The organism is Neobacillus rhizosphaerae, from assembly GCF_937468385.1.
GTDB classification, from domain to species: domain Bacteria; phylum Bacillota; class Bacilli; order Bacillales; family Cytobacillaceae; genus Neobacillus; species Neobacillus rhizosphaerae.
This window is the reverse complement of the sequence record NZ_CALBWS010000004.1, coordinates 13,777-28,982: the sequence shown is the minus strand read 5'-3', so window position 1 is coordinate 28,982 and position 15,206 is coordinate 13,777. Positions and strand designations below refer to the sequence as shown.

The following is a 15,206-nucleotide window of genomic DNA, read 5'->3' as shown; positions in this document are numbered from 1 at the left end:
TTTTTTTATACGTGCGGATTCCACTGATATTCTCCCAAATCGATGGCACCGTTAAGACCAATTACAACCCCCTCCGCCTCAAGTGACATCCATTGCTCATTGTAGGAATCGTCATCCCGAAGGGCAATCTGCCCCTTAGCGTTAATGACGCGGTGCCAGGGAAGGCGATGCGCCCTGCTCATTGAATGGAGGATACGGACGACCTGGCGGGCAGCGCGCGGGCTTCCAGCGAGGCCAGCAATCTGGCCGTAGGTCATGACCCTGCCTGCTGGTATATTTCGAATGATTTCAACCACAGCTTCTGTAAAGGGTGTCATGGTTATTATCCTTTCTGATCAACGTATGACCATTATATAATACTTGAAAAAAGAAGGTCGAGGAAACGGGATATATTTGAACTCGTAGCCGTAATCGTTAAGATTATCAATAGCCCCTTGAAATTAAATTACTAGTTTAGGTCAGTTGATGAAAAAATAAGGAGTTTTCGAGGTTGTGGAAAAAATTTTCTCTCGACAAATTTCTAAGTAAATTACACAGCTGTAGGCATATTTCTAAGATAAAACCTAGTGGCACGGGCAAATCAGCGGTTGTCGAAAAACGTTCTATTGTCCTATTTTCAAAAAACTTCGGATTTGAATGGTCCTGAATGTGGATTTTGTGCATAAACCCGTATCCAAGCTAATAAACTGTTACAAACCTTAACAAAGAGAGTGTTTGAGGTGAGGAGTCGTTTGAAGTTAGCGGGTATCCAGTCAGGGACATGATTATTCATTGTATTTCAGAAGGTACATTACCTTCATCCGCGTGGCGCCAGATGAAACCAAATTAGGATAGTGTCCACTGGACACGTACAAATGTCCTTTTGTGGTGCCTGACACCAGCGGAAGCAGAAATCGTTGGAGTGAAAGCGGGCCCTTATTTCACACTACTCACATCCATATTAGGGAGGGCGAGAGTGTGCACGATTACATCAAAGAGAGAACTATCAAGATTGGAAAGTATATCGTGGAGACGAGGAAAACGGTTCGCGTGATTGCGAAGGAGTTTGGCGTATCCAAAAGTACAGTCCATAAGGATTTGACAGAGAGACTTCCTGAAATTAATCCAGAACTGGCAAACGAGGTAAAAGAAATTCTAGATTATCATAAATCGATCCGGCACCTCCGGGGTGGAGAGGCGACCAAAATGAAATATCAAAAAGAAGAACAAGAAGGCGAGGCTGTTAAATAATCCGCAACTTTCTATAGTTTTTTTGAAGAAATTGTGTCTTTCAGGCAATTTTACAACTGACTTTTTTGATTGTGATCCGTCATTTTTTCAGGAAATCCATGTACTTCAAGGAAGGAAACCCATTGTTCTCTTGGAATTCTCCAATTCTGACAGTACTCAACAAAATTCTACTTATTTTATCAAATCATTATGGAAATTTTAATGAATATGATAAAATATACAATTAGGTAAAGTATGAGGATTTTTGTTTTCAAGGAGGAAAGAAAAGAGAATGTTTGCAAGGGATATTGGAATCGATTTAGGAACGGCTAACGTCTTGATTCACGTTAAGGGTCGTGGAATTGTGTTAAATGAGCCATCTGTTGTGGCAATTGATAAGAATTCAAACCGTGTTTTGGCTGTTGGCGAAGAAGCTCGCCGCATGGTCGGACGTACACCTGGGAATATTGTCGCGATTCGCCCGTTGAAAGATGGCGTCATCGCTGACTTTGATGTTACAGAAGCAATGTTAAAGCATTTTATTAATAAGCTAAATGTGAAAGGCTTTTTATCGAAGCCGCGAATTTTGATTTGCTGCCCAACAAACATCACCAGTGTTGAGCAAAAGGCAATCAAAGAAGCTGCCGAAAAAAGCGGCGGCAAAAAGATTTATCTAGAAGAAGAGCCAAAGGTGGCTGCAATTGGCGCAGGCATGGACATTTTCCAGCCAAGCGGGAATATGGTAGTGGACATCGGGGGAGGAACGACAGATGTTGCAGTGCTTTCAATGGGCGATATCGTGACTTCTTCCTCCATTAAAATGGCCGGCGACAAGTTCGACATGGAAATCCTCAGCTACATCAAGCGCGAGTACAAGCTGTTAATTGGGGAGCGTACGTCTGAAAATATTAAAATCAATATCGGTACAGTATTCCCTGGATCCCGTTCAGAAGAAATGGAAATTCGCGGCCGTGACATGGTGAGCGGTTTACCGCGCACGATTACCGTTCGTTCTGAAGAAATCGAAGGCGCATTGCGTGAATCCGTGTCTGTTATCGTTCAGGCTGCAAAAAGTGTTCTTGAGCGCACACCGCCAGAGCTTTCTGCCGACATCATCGACCGCGGCGTGATCTTAACTGGCGGCGGGGCATTACTACACGGAATTGACATGCTACTTGCGGACGAGCTGAAGGTTCCAGTTCTCGTTGCGGAAAATCCAATGGATTGCGTAGCGATTGGTACAGGCATCATGCTTGATAATATCGATCGGATTCCGAGCCGGAAGTTAGGGTAAGAGCAAGTTCATTTTTGAAAAAAGAAGATTGGGATTCGTTTGTGCCATTCATTGGTTGAACACTAATCAGAAAATTAGTAATCGTTATAGTTAAAAACTAGTTTAAGCTGCTGAGACCATCAAAGGTCATGGCCAGCAGCACAAAAAAAGTCTAATGAAGCAGGCAGGATAAGCCTCGCTCATTAGACTTTTTTTATTTTACCTGGGGATTTAGCGGCTGAGTCTGATTGGAATGATTAGCCTTAGGTATTTTATATTAAAAAAACATCATCTAATTGCAAATTTTGCGCAATTTTTGCAAGGATTTACTTTTTCCTGCAAAAAGTTAATGTGTAATTATGAATAATTTCTTATAATAGAATAAATACAACTGCAAATTTATAAATAGTCGAAAACCAAAGTTGGTTATAATATGTATTAACTCACTGAAGCCGTGGACATAAGCTGGTATTAACGGATGCAGTAAAAGGGGAAATAATATGTCTGTGAATAATTTAAGCCAGGAACAATCGAAAACGAGAGAAGAATATAAAAAGGCCAAATATGAGGCTGAGCAGAAGATAAAGGCGAAAGATGCGAAGGCTGATAGGGCCGAAGTCGAAACGAAGTCGGATCCTCAGAAATTTAAGCGGATCCGCATTCGACTGATTCCGGTGTGGCTTCGCCTTGTCCTATTAGTGGTATTTACCTTCATCAGTTTAACGGCTGGGGCAGCTGTTGGGTACGGAATACTTGGAGATGGGAAAGTGGCAGATGTTTTCAAAGAGTCAACCTGGACGCATATTCTTGATTTAGTGAATAAGGAATAAAGATGAAGGGTGGAGAATCCCCTTCTTATTTGCAGATTTTTTTCATGGAAAAAAGAAGGGAACAAAATTCCATCTTTGGGTAGCCTATAACTCAAGAAATAAGTAAGGGCACAAAGTCGTTTTTAGGCAATACTGACACATGGAAAAAGTAAATTTACTCGGGAAGGGACTGAAATCCCTTCCCTTTTGTGTAGCATTAATAGTAGAATAGGGAATATATACTTGATATTAGTAGGAGGTACTAAATCATATGTTAGATATTGATCAAATCAAAGAAATCATTCCGCATCGCTACCCGTTTCTGTTAGTGGATCGTATTTTGGAAGTAGAAGAAGGCAAAAGAGCTGTCGGGATAAAAAATGTTTCAGCCAATGAAGAGTTTTTCAATGGACATTTTCCAGATTATCCGGTTATGCCTGGCGTCTTAATCGTCGAAGCACTCGCACAGGTCGGGGCTGTCGCTGTATTGAAAAAAGAAGAAAACCGTGGCCGCTTAGCTTTTTTTGCAGGCATTGACAATTGCCGTTTCAAAAAGCAAGTGAAGCCTGGCGATCAGCTCCGGCTTGAGGTGGAAATCGTGCGGCTGCGTGGGCCAATCGGAAAGGGTAAAGCCGTAGCGACTGTGGATGGCGAGATTGCCTGCGAAGCGGAAATCACCTTCGCTCTAGGTGGCAAAAAAGAATAATCTTTACAAGAATGATGATAATAGCAGAATGAAACGACGGGGAGCAATCTCTGTCGTTTTTTCATTTGGAATCGGATAAATTGGCTGCAACCAGGAGCCTGAGAACAAAAACACAGACACGGATAAAGACGATGCGAAGGACAATAATAATACCACAATGGAAATAGTCAAAAAATCAACATAATTTACAAAAAATAACTCTAGTGAAAGAGAAAAACCAGCCCGGAGACTGGTTAGTTAAAATTATGGATTTTTTACTTTTATCTTAGGCTTACTTTTCATTTTTTCCTTAAATTCCTCGAGAAGTTCCGGACCATTTAGGCCCTTTTGAAGGAGGATATCAAGTAACAGCTCCGAGTAGTCACTTTTATTGCGGCGGAGATGGCCTTCAAATAAAACGCTAATATGCTTTTCAAATTTATTCAATGAGCAAATTTTTGTTTGAAAATAGGCAGGGTCATTTTCTTTTTTTGTGATCACCGCTTCGACGATGATGTCGCGGTTTTGCTCGGAAATTTTTTTAAAATAATCATAGAGGGACAGATCTGTATAAGCCTCAAGCAGCCAGGTGTAGCGGTCGTCTTCCTTATTAAGAATCAAGCCATCTGTTAACGGAACTTCCACCGACCTATCATCATCCACAACTTCCAATGAGTATAACTTAAAAGATTTCATCGCAACCTCCTGTTTATTTTTTCTAAATTATAACATACGTTTGGCAGAAACAAATGTCGAAAAATATTTGTCGAAATTTAGAATATCATTTTATGGAGGGAAATAATCAGAACTATTTTACAAAAACTAGCTTAATAATGTCATTATCGAGCAAAATCAGCCGCGAAAATAACCTTATCGTTGTTTTACAACAATGGAGGCCTGGCGCTATGATAAAACCATCAAACGAAAAGGAGATGAAAACATGATCAATCAGGTCACGCTTGTCGGTCGATTGACCAAAGACCCAGAATTAAAAGTGACACCTGAAGGGACGCCAGTCGCCCACGTAACGTTAGCGGTGAATCGCCACTTCCGCAACCACAATGGTGAGATTGACGCCGATTTCGTTCAGTGTACACTTTGGCGCAAGGCCGCTGAAAATACGTGCCAGTATTGTCGCAAGGGTTCAGTCGTCGGGATAACGGGCAGGCTGCAAACGCGGAATTACGATAATAAAGAGGGCAAAAGGGTCTACGTGACAGAGGTGGTCGCGGAAACGGTCCGTTTCTTAGGCGCCAAGCCACAGGGCGTCGTTCCTGAGCAAAAGCAGGAGGAAGTGCCAATTGGATAATCATGATGACGATGCTAGAAACTTGGAGCAGCTTTTAGAGAGCTTAATTAAAATGGTTGGAAAAGCTAACCATAATGTCGACGCCCTACAAAAACGCGTCAGTCAGCTGGAATGGCTCATAAAGGAGCAGCAGTTTGAACTTAGGGAAAGAGGCCTCATCAGAATTTACTCGAAACACCCACACAGATCCTCACATTTAATCTAGAAAAACACCATAATGAAAAAATGTTCATTTGACAAAATATACATTATCGTGAAAAAGCGGTTCTATTCGACTAAATACACTCTATCGTGAAAAAGCAATTCATCCAACAAAATACGCCACAGTTCTGCCTCATGATTAGCTTGCCGGCGAGTTTTTTGAAAAATTTTCCCCGCAACCGGTACCAGTTGTTAAAGAAAATCAAACATTTCTCCGCCAGCATCCCCATTTTTCCGGCAGAAACTTGCCGGATTTTTTGTTTGGTCTGCCTAATAGCAGAAACTTATTTGGATTTTCGAAAGTAGGTATAAAATCCATACAATAGGATAAACTGATTGAAAAACCCCCCTGTTTTTTTTATAAAGAGGCCGCTGACCATTGTGTCAGCGGCTTCTTCTATTTAGGGCTAAGTATTCTTAAAGCGTTTAGGGTTTTTAATATAAGTTGTTTTCGCAAATACTTCTTTTACTAAATCTTCCTAATTCCATTGATTAGATAAGGTATTCATTTTTCCATTTGATTGATCAAATTAAGGTAATCCAACAAGGATATTTCTATTAAGAAATTGAGGTACTTTCCGTTATGGTTACCAATACCCTCTAATACTCCTGACTGTAGGTCGTTTCCTTCTTTCTATCCAATTTCAATCACTAATCGATGAGTTTTTTGTGCTTTTCTAATACAAAATACTATTTCAAAATAATTCCTATTTTGACAAAAATGGATTAAAATAATTACCTCAAAATGGAACCATTTAGAAACACATATGGAATTTTTTTCGTTTTATCCAGTGTTAAACCCAGAAAGAACTTACAATAATAGGAAACAGAGGTAATAATTTCTTCTGTAATAAGACAAATTGTGATACGCTTTTAATATTTTTGTAACATAACTGGCATATTGTTCTGATATAAATATAGTAATAAGGAAAGGAGAAAGAGTATGCAAACGTCATTAAAGCGTATAATTCTCGTGTTACTTACAATCCTGTTATGTGTATCAGGTACTGCGGTTACATATGCACAAACAAGTAACGAAGCCCTACATAACGCCAAGCAGGCGCTTGACGAAAAACAAAGAATCGTAGAGCAAAAGAAACAAGAAAAGCAGGCTGTAAATAAAGAAATAGAAAATATACAAAAAGAACTTGAATCATTATATTCTTTTATTACAAAGAACAAAGAAGCAATGGCAGCAACTCAGGAGAAAATAGACGCAACGAACCAACTCATCGAGAAGAAAAAAGAAGAGATTGTTGTGCTTGAGGACAAAATCCTTGGACGTAAAGGGATTATGAAGCAGCGTGCCGTAGCTATGCAGCAAAATGATAATATTAATCTCATTCTTAACCTATTCTTTGAGTCTGATAGTATCTCAGAGTTCATCCAACGCGCCAGTGCTGCATCGGAATTGATGGATGCAGACAAAGATATTTTAACCTCACAGAAGGAAGACCTGCAAAAGATTGAAAAGGATAAAAAAGAGATTGATAAGCAAGAGCAATTTTTAGAGGAACAACAAAAGGAGCTTGCTAAACAGCAGGCGGATCTCGATCAAAACCTGCAAAAAAGGCAGCAAACGTTAACCATTATGCAGGATAAATACAATCAAATCGCGCAGCAGGCGGCACTTGCAGAACAGGAAAAAGCAGGCCTTGAGTCGCAAATGAAAGATATCCAAGCAAAAATGGCTAGTGAACAAGCGGAGGCACAGGCACGATCAGCCTCAGGTTCGTCTTCCAGCTCATCACAAAACAATGTGGGCGTAGCAATAAAAGGCAAGGAAATGTATGTTACTGCCACCGCTTACACGCCTCAAGATTCCTATCATATTACAGCGGCCGGCTATGATATTAAAGCCAACCCGAATATGAAATTGATTGCCGTCGACCCAAGAGTTATTCCACTTGGAAGTAAAGTTTGGGTAGAAGGATATGGTGTGGCCGTTGCTGGTGATACTGGCGGAGCCATCAAGGGCCATATCATCGACGTGTTATTGCCAACAAAATCGCAAGCATTAACCTGGGGCCGAAAAACAGTTAAAATTGTTATTTTGGATTAGCAGTCACTAAGATGGATTAATTAAATAGAAACGTATTCCAAAAAAATGGTTCCGCAGTTTTAAGCGGAACCATTTTTTTATTCATGGGTGGTGCCTGACACCAATAACACTGTTAACACCATTTGCACCATTTATTTCAGATTATCGTTTAATATGCTTTCCTCAAGGACGGAGAATTTGTCACCGTAAACCTTGGTGATGTGTTTGTCGCCCCAGACACAAAGAGAATTAAGAATTCCTTCCAGACTCCGGCCGTATTCGCTTAGCTCATATTCCACTTTTGGCGGGATTTGATTATAGATGATGCGGTTAATGACTCCATCTGCTTCAAGCTCACGCAATTGCTGCGTCAGCATTTTTTGCGTAATATTTGGCATCAGTCGCTTCAAATCACTTGTCCGTTTTTTCCCGTGCGTCAGATGGCAAAGGATGACGCATTTCCACTTTCCTCCAATTACCTCGAGTGTTGCCTCGACCGATATATTATATTTCTTTTTCTCCATCAACAATACATCTCCTTATTTATAGGCACAAAAAAGTACCCATAGCACAAAAAAGTACCCATAGCACCAAAAGGTAACTATAGCACTTTAAAGTGCGTACTTCTCATTATTTTGTGTATATACGATAATAACATTTGTCAGTTGCAAATAATCATACACAAATGAAGGAGGAACTGCCATGTCTTTAAATAAAAAACAAAATACAAGCGCCTTGCTGGCCTTAGCCATCAGTGCCTTTGCAATAGGAACAACGGAATTTATCAGCGTCGGCTTACTGCCGCTAATTGCACAAGACTTAAACATCCCCCTGACAACCGCCGGATTGACGGTTTCATTATATGCCCTTGGGGTCACAGTCGGCGCCCCTGTTGTGACATCCCTGACATCAACCATGTCACGAAAGACATTACTGCTATGGATTATGATTATTTTTATCATCGGGAATAGCCTGGCCGCCAGCGCGACAACCATCAGCGTCCTTCTGGCTGCACGGGTGATTTCCGCTCTGTCACACGGAGTATTCATGTCCATCGGCTCAACCATCGCCGCCGAACTCGTCCCGGTGAATCGTCGGGCTAGCGCCATTTCAATCATGTTCTCCGGACTCACCGTCGCCACCGTTACGGGTGTGCCTCTTGGAACCTTTATCGGCCAACAATTTGGCTGGCGTCTCGCCTTCATCCTCATTGTAGGAGTCGGCATCATCGGCTTGATCGCCAACGGAATTCTTGTTCCTTCTTTTTTGAAAAAAGGAACTCAGTCCAGCTTTCGTGACCAGTTCAAGCTCCTGACCAATGGACGTCTCTTACTTATTTTTATCATCACAGCGTTAGGATATGGCGGGACATTCGTTGTTTTCACCTATTTATCACCGTTATTACAGGATATAACTGGTTTTAAAGAAGGAACCGTAGCGATTATTTTGCTCGCTTATGGTCTGGCGATTGCGATTGGCAACATGATAGGTGGTAAGCTTTCGAATCGAAATCCGATAGGCTCACTATTTTACATGTTTATTGTCCAAGCTGTCGTTCTCTTTGCCTTGATGTTCACGGCACCCTTTAAAATCGCTGGACTCATAACGATTATCTTGATGGGATTACTCGCTTTTATGAATGTGCCAGGCTTGCAAGTATATGTCGTGATGCTGGCTGAGAGGTTTGTGCCCAGTGCAGTAGATGTTGCATCTGCCATCAACATTGCGGCATTTAACGCGGGAATTGCGATTGGCTCCTATTTAGGCGGCATTATCACCGATTCTATTGGACTCATCCACACCACGTGGATTGGAGCACTGATGGTCTTTGGAGCTGTCATCTTAACAGGTTGGAGCCGAGCTCTAGAGAATAATGATCAAAAAGTAAGTGATTTTGCCAAGGAAGTATGCTAGGAGAAAAAATAGAATACATTATTTTTTATTAGGAGGAAATTCAATGATTATCGACTTAAAGGATACAATTACTTTAAATAATGGTGTAAAAATGCCTTGGTTCGGTTTGGGCGTGTTCAAAGTTGCAGAAGGACCAGAGCTGGTAAATGCGGTGAAAACAGCAATCAAACATGGATATCGCAGCATTGACACAGCGGCTGTTTATGAGAATGAAGAGGGAGTCGGTCAGGCGATAAAAGAAGCTGGAATCGCTAGGGAAGATTTATTTGTAACATCGAAGGTTTGGAATTCCGAGCTCGGATATGAATCTACCCTTGCCGCCTATGAAACAAGCTTAAAGAAACTTGGCTTAGAATATTTAGACTTATTTCTAATCCACTGGCCTGTTGCTGGAAAGTACAAGGAGGCCTGGAGAGCATTAGAGAAGCTATATAGGGATGGCCGAGTAAAAGCGATTGGCGTGAGTAACTTCCAAATCCATCATCTCGAAGACTTAATCAAGGATGCGGAAGTCAAACCAATGGTGAACCAAGTGGAATACCATCCACGGTTAACGCAAAAAGAAGTCCAAGCATTTTGCCGGGAACAGGGAATCCAGCTCGAAGCCTGGTCTCCATTAATGCAAGGGCAGTTGCTAGATAATGAGGACCTAGTGGGAATAGCCGAAAAATACAAAAAATCTGTGGCACAAGTGATTTTGCGTTGGGACTTGCAAAATGGCGTCGTTACCATCCCAAAATCGACAAAGGAACACCGTATCATCGAAAACTCACAAGTATTCGACTTTGAACTAACGGCAGATGACATGGACAAAATCAATGAAATGAACCAAAACCACCGCGTCGGCCCAGACCCGGATAATTTCAATTTTTAATACAGTTTAATTATCTCTTGCGGTAGCGGTCAACCAAAGTACTTTTCACCAATGAAAAAAGGGTTCCGGGGCTTTCCCTAACGGGTTTAGTTCAGAGGTGCAAAAAGGAAATTAGCAGCTATAAATCGCACTCTAACTCACACTCTAACTAGCAAGTGAAATAGAAAGTAATAACACAAAAAAGCATCACTCTCATATGATGCTTTTTGTTATTTATATTTTCTTTGAAACGCCTCGAACTGTTCTTCATACTTTTCTATCCTTTTTATATCGGCAGATGAATTTAAAAATGGCTTTCTCTTTCCAATAACCATAACATCCTTACCATCAATCGGGTCATCCAGTTTAACGTATGGTTGAAAGTAATCGCATTTTGTATGTGGCAACTCAACTGATAGCATTGCAAAATCTTCTGTAGGGAACTGGTTCGATATTTCAAGCTCTAATAAACCCTTTAAATGAGATATCGGCTCTAAAGATTCATCTTTTAGTTTAATGTTAGATAAACCCAAAATTCTCAGCTTTTGAAGATGTTCAATCGGAGCAAGTGTATCAATATTCAAGGTAGTCCATATCCCACCAGCCAAATTTAATTCCTCTAGAGAGCGACACGATTCAATAGGGTCAATTTGGTTCAATCGTTTAAAATCCTCAATAGAAAGATATTTAAGACTAGTGTTTTTAGACATATCCCATAATTTTATTGCTTTAGGATTCCAACGGAGATATATTTTTTCAACATTTTCAAGCTGCTCTAAAGCAGATAAATCTTCCACCCTCATCTCGTAAATATATAAGGTTTTAGGGTTAATGGAATTAATAATTAAATCAAATTCTCTTTGGTTAACAGTATATACCCACACTGTTTCAATATCCGGAAAATCCTTCAAAAGCTCTAGGTTTTCAGTCTTACCCTGAATGGCAATTTCTTTTAGAGTCTCTTCAAGTTGTTTTAAATCTTTAGTAAACTTCGGTTGTTTTCCAGTAGGAAACAATAACATTACAATCCCCCATTTGCTGATACTATCTTAAATAAATTATATCGTTAATTTCATATTTTTTCTTAACAATCCCTAATCTTTGAGCCGGTGTCAATATCGAACCGTCTGCTGATTTATAAGCATAGCAAAAATTATAAAAAGTTCTAAGGATAGTAATAGCATATTGAGCATACTTCGGATTGAACGTTGATATATAGGTAAAAGTAAAAGACCAATTCTTTTCGAATTGGTCTTACATTTATACTGCTTATTATTAAGTTTGCACCTCACAAGTGAACCCGTTAGGCTTTCCCCTGGAACCCTTAATTTTATAACGGTGCCTGACACCATAAATGAACCCACAAACCACTGTCCACGGATGGTGCCTGACACCATCAAAGTGACGCCATCACCCCAAGTACACCAAATCCTTCAGCTCATCTGTCGATAGTTCGGTGATCCAGTTTTCGCTTTGGATGATTTGGTCGTTTAGGTGTTGTTTTTTCTCGAGCATAGCGTCGATTTTCTCCTCGAGCGTTCCAGTGCAAATCAGCTTGTGCACGTGGACGAAACGCGATTGGCCAATGCGATAGGCCCGGTCGGTCGCCTGGTTTTCAACAGCAGGATTCCACCAGCGGTCGTAGTGGATGACGTGATTCGCCGCCGTCAGGTTCAGCCCAGTTCCACCTGCCTTCAAGGACAGCAGGAACACCGGGAACTCGCCGTTCTGGAAGCGCTCAATCATATTATCCCGTTGCGTCTTTGGAACGCTTCCATTCAAAAACGGCACTTCCACGCCATATTTCTTCTTCAACGTGGCACGAATCATCTCGCCCATTTCAATATATTGTGTGAAAATGAGACAGCTCTCACCTTGCTCCAAAACAGCGCCAATCAGCTCGACAAGCTTCTCCATTTTATTCGAACGCTCAAGAAGCTGCCGTGTTGCCGACTTTTCTTTTAAATAAAGTGCCGGATGGTTGCACAGCTGTTTTAACCGGCTTAGCATTTGAAGGATTAGCCCCTTGCGCTCAAAGCCGGATAATTTTTCAATTTCAGCAAATGTATCATGGATGAGCTGCTCGTACAATGACGCCTGTTCAGCCGTGAGCGGGCAATATTCCTTTTGCTCCAGCTTGTCTGGAAGATTGAGGGCGACCTCTTCATCCTTTTTCGTGCGCCTTAGCAAGAATGGCCGAATCAAAGATTGTAGCTGCTGAACTTTTTCCTTCTTCTCATCCTTTTCAATTGGGATGACGAACTTTTTCTGAAATTGTCCTAAGCTGCCAAGATAGCCGTGATTGGTAAAATCAAAAATCGACCACAGCTCGGATAAGCGGTTTTCCATCGGTGTGCCCGTCATCGCAATGTGGTGGCGGCCACGGAGCCTGCGTACTGCCTTCGATTGCTTCGTCTGCGCGTTCTTAATGTTTTGCGCCTCATCAATGGCAATAGAGCTCCAAATCATTGACTCGAATTCGGCTGAGTCAAGGTGGCTCAACCCATAGGAAGTTAGGACGACATCGACATCTCTAACCTTTTCGGAAAAAGCATCTTCCTTCAGACGGCTCGAGCCGTAATGCAAATACACCTGCATCTCTGGAGCGAAGCGCTCCAGCTCCTTCTGCCAGTTTCCAAGCACCGAGGTCGGGCAGATGATCAGTGCCGCCTTCGTTGGAATCTTAGTGGAAGCAGAATCAACTTCCTTTTTGCTTCGGGGTTTGGCCGTGGTGACAGGCACCACGATGCCACCGCCTTCGTCAGTCACCAATGTATCGCCGCTGTTATTATGGATATCAGGCATCACCGCAACGTTTCGACCGTCTGCGGTGTCAGGCACCATGGAGTCACCGCTACCAACACGACTTCCAAGAGTGCTAGGCTCCACCGCCAAATCATCCCCGCTCACTTCCTTCACCTTCAACAAATAGGAGATGAGTTGGACAGTTTTGCCGAGGCCCATGTCATCGGCAAGGCAGGCACCAAACCCGTACTGGCGTAAGAACCAAAGCCAGCTCATGCCAAGCTGCTGGTACGGGCGGAGCTCGCCGTTCAATCCTGATGGTACATCCACTGGCGGAATTTCGTGCACCTCTGAAAGCTGCTTGACCATCTGCTTCCATTGACGGTTCATTTCAATTTGAATTTTCGCAAATGTTTTAGGATTTTCCAGCTCATCTTCAGCCGCTGTTGGCTCTACCAGCTCCTGCTCAAGCAAATCGCGGACATGCAGGCCTTCTTTCTCAGCACGCTTCATCAAATCCTGAATTTGGCGGATGAACTGCGGATCCAACTTGACCCAGCGGCCGCGGATATATACAAGCCGTCTTTTTTCCTCGACCAGCTTGCCGAACTCCTCTTCGGAAAGGTCGACACCGTTCATCGAAAAACGCCAGTTAAAATCGAGCATAGCTTGCAGGCCAACGAACGACGGGCGGTGGCTTGACGTTCCTTTTAACGACGCCTTCACCTTCAAATTAGCATTTTTCATTGCCTGCCACCAGGAAGGAAGGAGAATTTCAACATCGAGCGCGACCAGCGTTTCGCTGGCTTCGGTTAAAAACCTCCACGCTTCTTCCTCGGTAAGGTGCGTTTTGAGGCGGTCCTGCATGGTGGCTAAACTAGCCTTATCCTCGATATCCCTGTAATCCTCGCCCAGCCATGGAATCAAACGGACCCAGCGAGCCTGTTCACGATCGACTTTTTCCAAAAATGTCCGCCACTTAGCAGGAATCCTAGCGGTACCCTTAACATCATATATCTCCTCGACATTTTTCCTCCCACGTAAAAAAACATCCAGAGTCCACGCGCCTTCATCATCGATAGGTTCATCTAACCGCAGTCCGATGGTAAAAGGAGTGTCGCTTTGCTTAATCCCGACCCACTCGAGCCAGCTTTCTTCATCAAAATAACGGGCCAGCTCGCCGCCAGAAATATTTTGTTTTTTCAATAAATCAAGCTTCGGTCCGAACAGCTCTTTCATCGCTGAATTCCTCGTTAAATAAGCATCGAGGGCACTGTTGTATAAGTCAGAGATATAATCAAAAGTCGTTTCTGATTGATGTGATGCCGCTTCATGCTCGCTAGTCCTATCCAGGGAATGAGCGGAATCCATAATTTCCTGTTCCCAAAAGGACGGGTCGAATTCATCCTTAACCCGCTCCGGTAGCTTCCATCGGAAATCACCATGCTCCCACACTGAAAAGTCAGGCAGCCAGTCTTTTTCCAATATTCCTTCATAAAGCGCAAGGGAGGAGGCAAGACAAATCTCGGATTCCTCATTCCAGTCCCATTCGATAAAGCGGTTGAACGATTCTTTGGCAAAAAGTGAGACAAGCTGCCAGCCGCTAACCGCGACCCCTTCAACGCCATCCACGGTTTCCGTTTCAAGCAGAGTCCCGAAAAAGCTCTCATCATGGCTACTAAAAACGAGGTTTTTCCATCTAGATGGATCCTTATAGTTATCACGCTCATCCTGGGCAGTAAGAAGAAATCGACCATTTCCTAATTTAGTTGTCAGCAATTTCAAAAACCTTGTTTTCAGCATCGTGCATTGTGCTCCTTTTACTGGGGGAGAGAGTAATTATGGAAAATCAGTTGATTTTCCATAAAATATCTAGATATATAAACCCCTCCAAAAATAAACAAAACCTTTAAATATAAGGCTGTTTTCGCAAACATCGTTGCTTTTCAGTTATCAATAACCCTTATTTCATAAAAATTAGAGATCCCAAGCAGATTGAATGGTTCTACGTGACCATAACCGGGAAAATCGATGATTCCTCTCACATAGACGACTATCTATAGTCATTTTTCTCTTTCTCGGTCGTCAATGACCACCATTGGCGACCCTACCTGCTCTTTTTTTCCGTTTTCGGTCGTCAATACCCCTTATTGGCGACCCTACCTGC

Annotated in this window: 14 protein-coding genes; 9 read left to right on the top strand and 5 right to left on the bottom strand. The window is 42.3% G+C overall.

From position 1 onward, the window contains the following. Positions 1-5 precede the first annotated feature (5 nt). Positions 6-317, bottom strand: a complete 312-nt coding sequence (locus M5A78_RS05300) for an MGMT family protein (RefSeq protein WP_248734244.1) — start codon at positions 315-317, stop codon at positions 6-8. A 640-nt stretch (positions 318-957) separates the two neighbouring features. Here M5A78_RS05300 and spoIIID point away from each other — a divergent pair. The 4 genes from spoIIID to fabZ all read left to right on the top strand — a co-directional run bounded on the left by spoIIID (position 958) and on the right by fabZ (position 3,997). After that, positions 958-1,230 (top strand): sporulation transcriptional regulator SpoIIID, encoded by a 273-nt coding sequence (gene spoIIID / locus M5A78_RS05295; RefSeq protein ID WP_090762775.1) that lies wholly within the window; start codon positions 958-960, stop codon positions 1,228-1,230. Between the two features lie 271 nt (positions 1,231-1,501). Continuing rightward, a complete protein-coding gene (gene mreB, locus M5A78_RS05290) occupies positions 1,502-2,503 on the top strand; it encodes a rod shape-determining protein (RefSeq protein ID WP_248734243.1) in 1,002 nt (333 codons plus the stop codon). Between the two features lie 479 nt (positions 2,504-2,982). After that, positions 2,983-3,312: a DNA-directed RNA polymerase subunit beta gene (locus tag M5A78_RS05285; protein WP_248734242.1), complete on the top strand. Its 330-nt coding sequence runs from the start codon at positions 2,983-2,985 to the stop codon at positions 3,310-3,312. Between the two features lie 250 nt (positions 3,313-3,562). Further along, complete coding sequence (gene fabZ / locus M5A78_RS05280) at positions 3,563-3,997, top strand: 3-hydroxyacyl-ACP dehydratase FabZ (protein ID WP_248734241.1); 435 nt, start codon at positions 3,563-3,565, stop codon at positions 3,995-3,997. Positions 3,998-4,240: 243 nt separating this feature from the next. Here the strand turns inward: fabZ and M5A78_RS05275 are convergent, their stop codons facing one another. Continuing rightward, positions 4,241-4,672, bottom strand: coding sequence for a YwpF-like family protein (locus M5A78_RS05275; protein WP_248734240.1), 432 nt, complete (start codon positions 4,670-4,672; stop codon positions 4,241-4,243). A gap of 244 nt (positions 4,673-4,916) precedes the next feature. On the opposite strand from M5A78_RS05275, the gene ssb reads away from it, so the two are divergent. The 3 genes from ssb to M5A78_RS05260 all read left to right on the top strand — a co-directional run bounded on the left by ssb (position 4,917) and on the right by M5A78_RS05260 (position 7,548). Then, positions 4,917-5,285: a single-stranded DNA-binding protein gene (gene ssb, locus M5A78_RS05270; protein WP_248734239.1), complete on the top strand. Its 369-nt coding sequence runs from the start codon at positions 4,917-4,919 to the stop codon at positions 5,283-5,285. Continuing rightward, positions 5,278-5,490: a hypothetical protein gene (locus M5A78_RS05265; protein WP_248734238.1), complete on the top strand. Its 213-nt coding sequence runs from the start codon at positions 5,278-5,280 to the stop codon at positions 5,488-5,490. The genes ssb and M5A78_RS05265 overlap by 8 nt, the downstream gene beginning before the upstream one ends. Positions 5,491-6,429: 939 nt before the next feature. Beyond that, a complete protein-coding gene (locus M5A78_RS05260; RefSeq protein WP_248734237.1) occupies positions 6,430-7,548 on the top strand; it encodes a 3D domain-containing protein in 1,119 nt (372 codons plus the stop codon). A 131-nt stretch (positions 7,549-7,679) separates the two neighbouring features. Here the strand turns inward: M5A78_RS05260 and M5A78_RS05255 are convergent, their stop codons facing one another. Further along, on the bottom strand, positions 7,680-8,051 hold the full coding sequence (locus M5A78_RS05255) for a winged helix-turn-helix transcriptional regulator (RefSeq protein ID WP_248734236.1): 372 nt from the start codon (positions 8,049-8,051) through the stop codon (positions 7,680-7,682). Between the two features lie 178 nt (positions 8,052-8,229). On the opposite strand from M5A78_RS05255, the gene M5A78_RS05250 reads away from it, so the two are divergent. Continuing rightward, the gene (locus M5A78_RS05250; protein WP_248734235.1) at positions 8,230-9,441 is read left to right on the top strand and encodes an MFS transporter; all 1,212 of its coding nucleotides are present in this window, start codon (positions 8,230-8,232) and stop codon (positions 9,439-9,441) included. 43 nt (positions 9,442-9,484) lie between these two features. Further along, positions 9,485-10,315 carry an aldo/keto reductase gene (locus M5A78_RS05245; RefSeq protein ID WP_248734234.1) on the top strand — a complete coding sequence of 277 codons (831 nt, stop codon included), beginning with the start codon at positions 9,485-9,487 and terminating at the stop codon, positions 10,313-10,315. Positions 10,316-10,524: 209 nt separating this feature from the next. On the opposite strand, the gene M5A78_RS05240 is transcribed toward M5A78_RS05245, so the two are convergent. Both M5A78_RS05240 and M5A78_RS05235 read right to left on the bottom strand, forming a co-directional pair. Continuing rightward, positions 10,525-11,316, bottom strand: coding sequence for a leucine-rich repeat domain-containing protein (locus M5A78_RS05240; protein ID WP_248734233.1), 792 nt, complete (start codon positions 11,314-11,316; stop codon positions 10,525-10,527). 388 nt (positions 11,317-11,704) lie between these two features. Further along, positions 11,705-14,842, bottom strand: coding sequence for a DEAD/DEAH box helicase (locus M5A78_RS05235; RefSeq protein ID WP_248734232.1), 3,138 nt, complete (start codon positions 14,840-14,842; stop codon positions 11,705-11,707). Between the last annotated feature and the right edge of the window lie 364 nt (positions 14,843-15,206).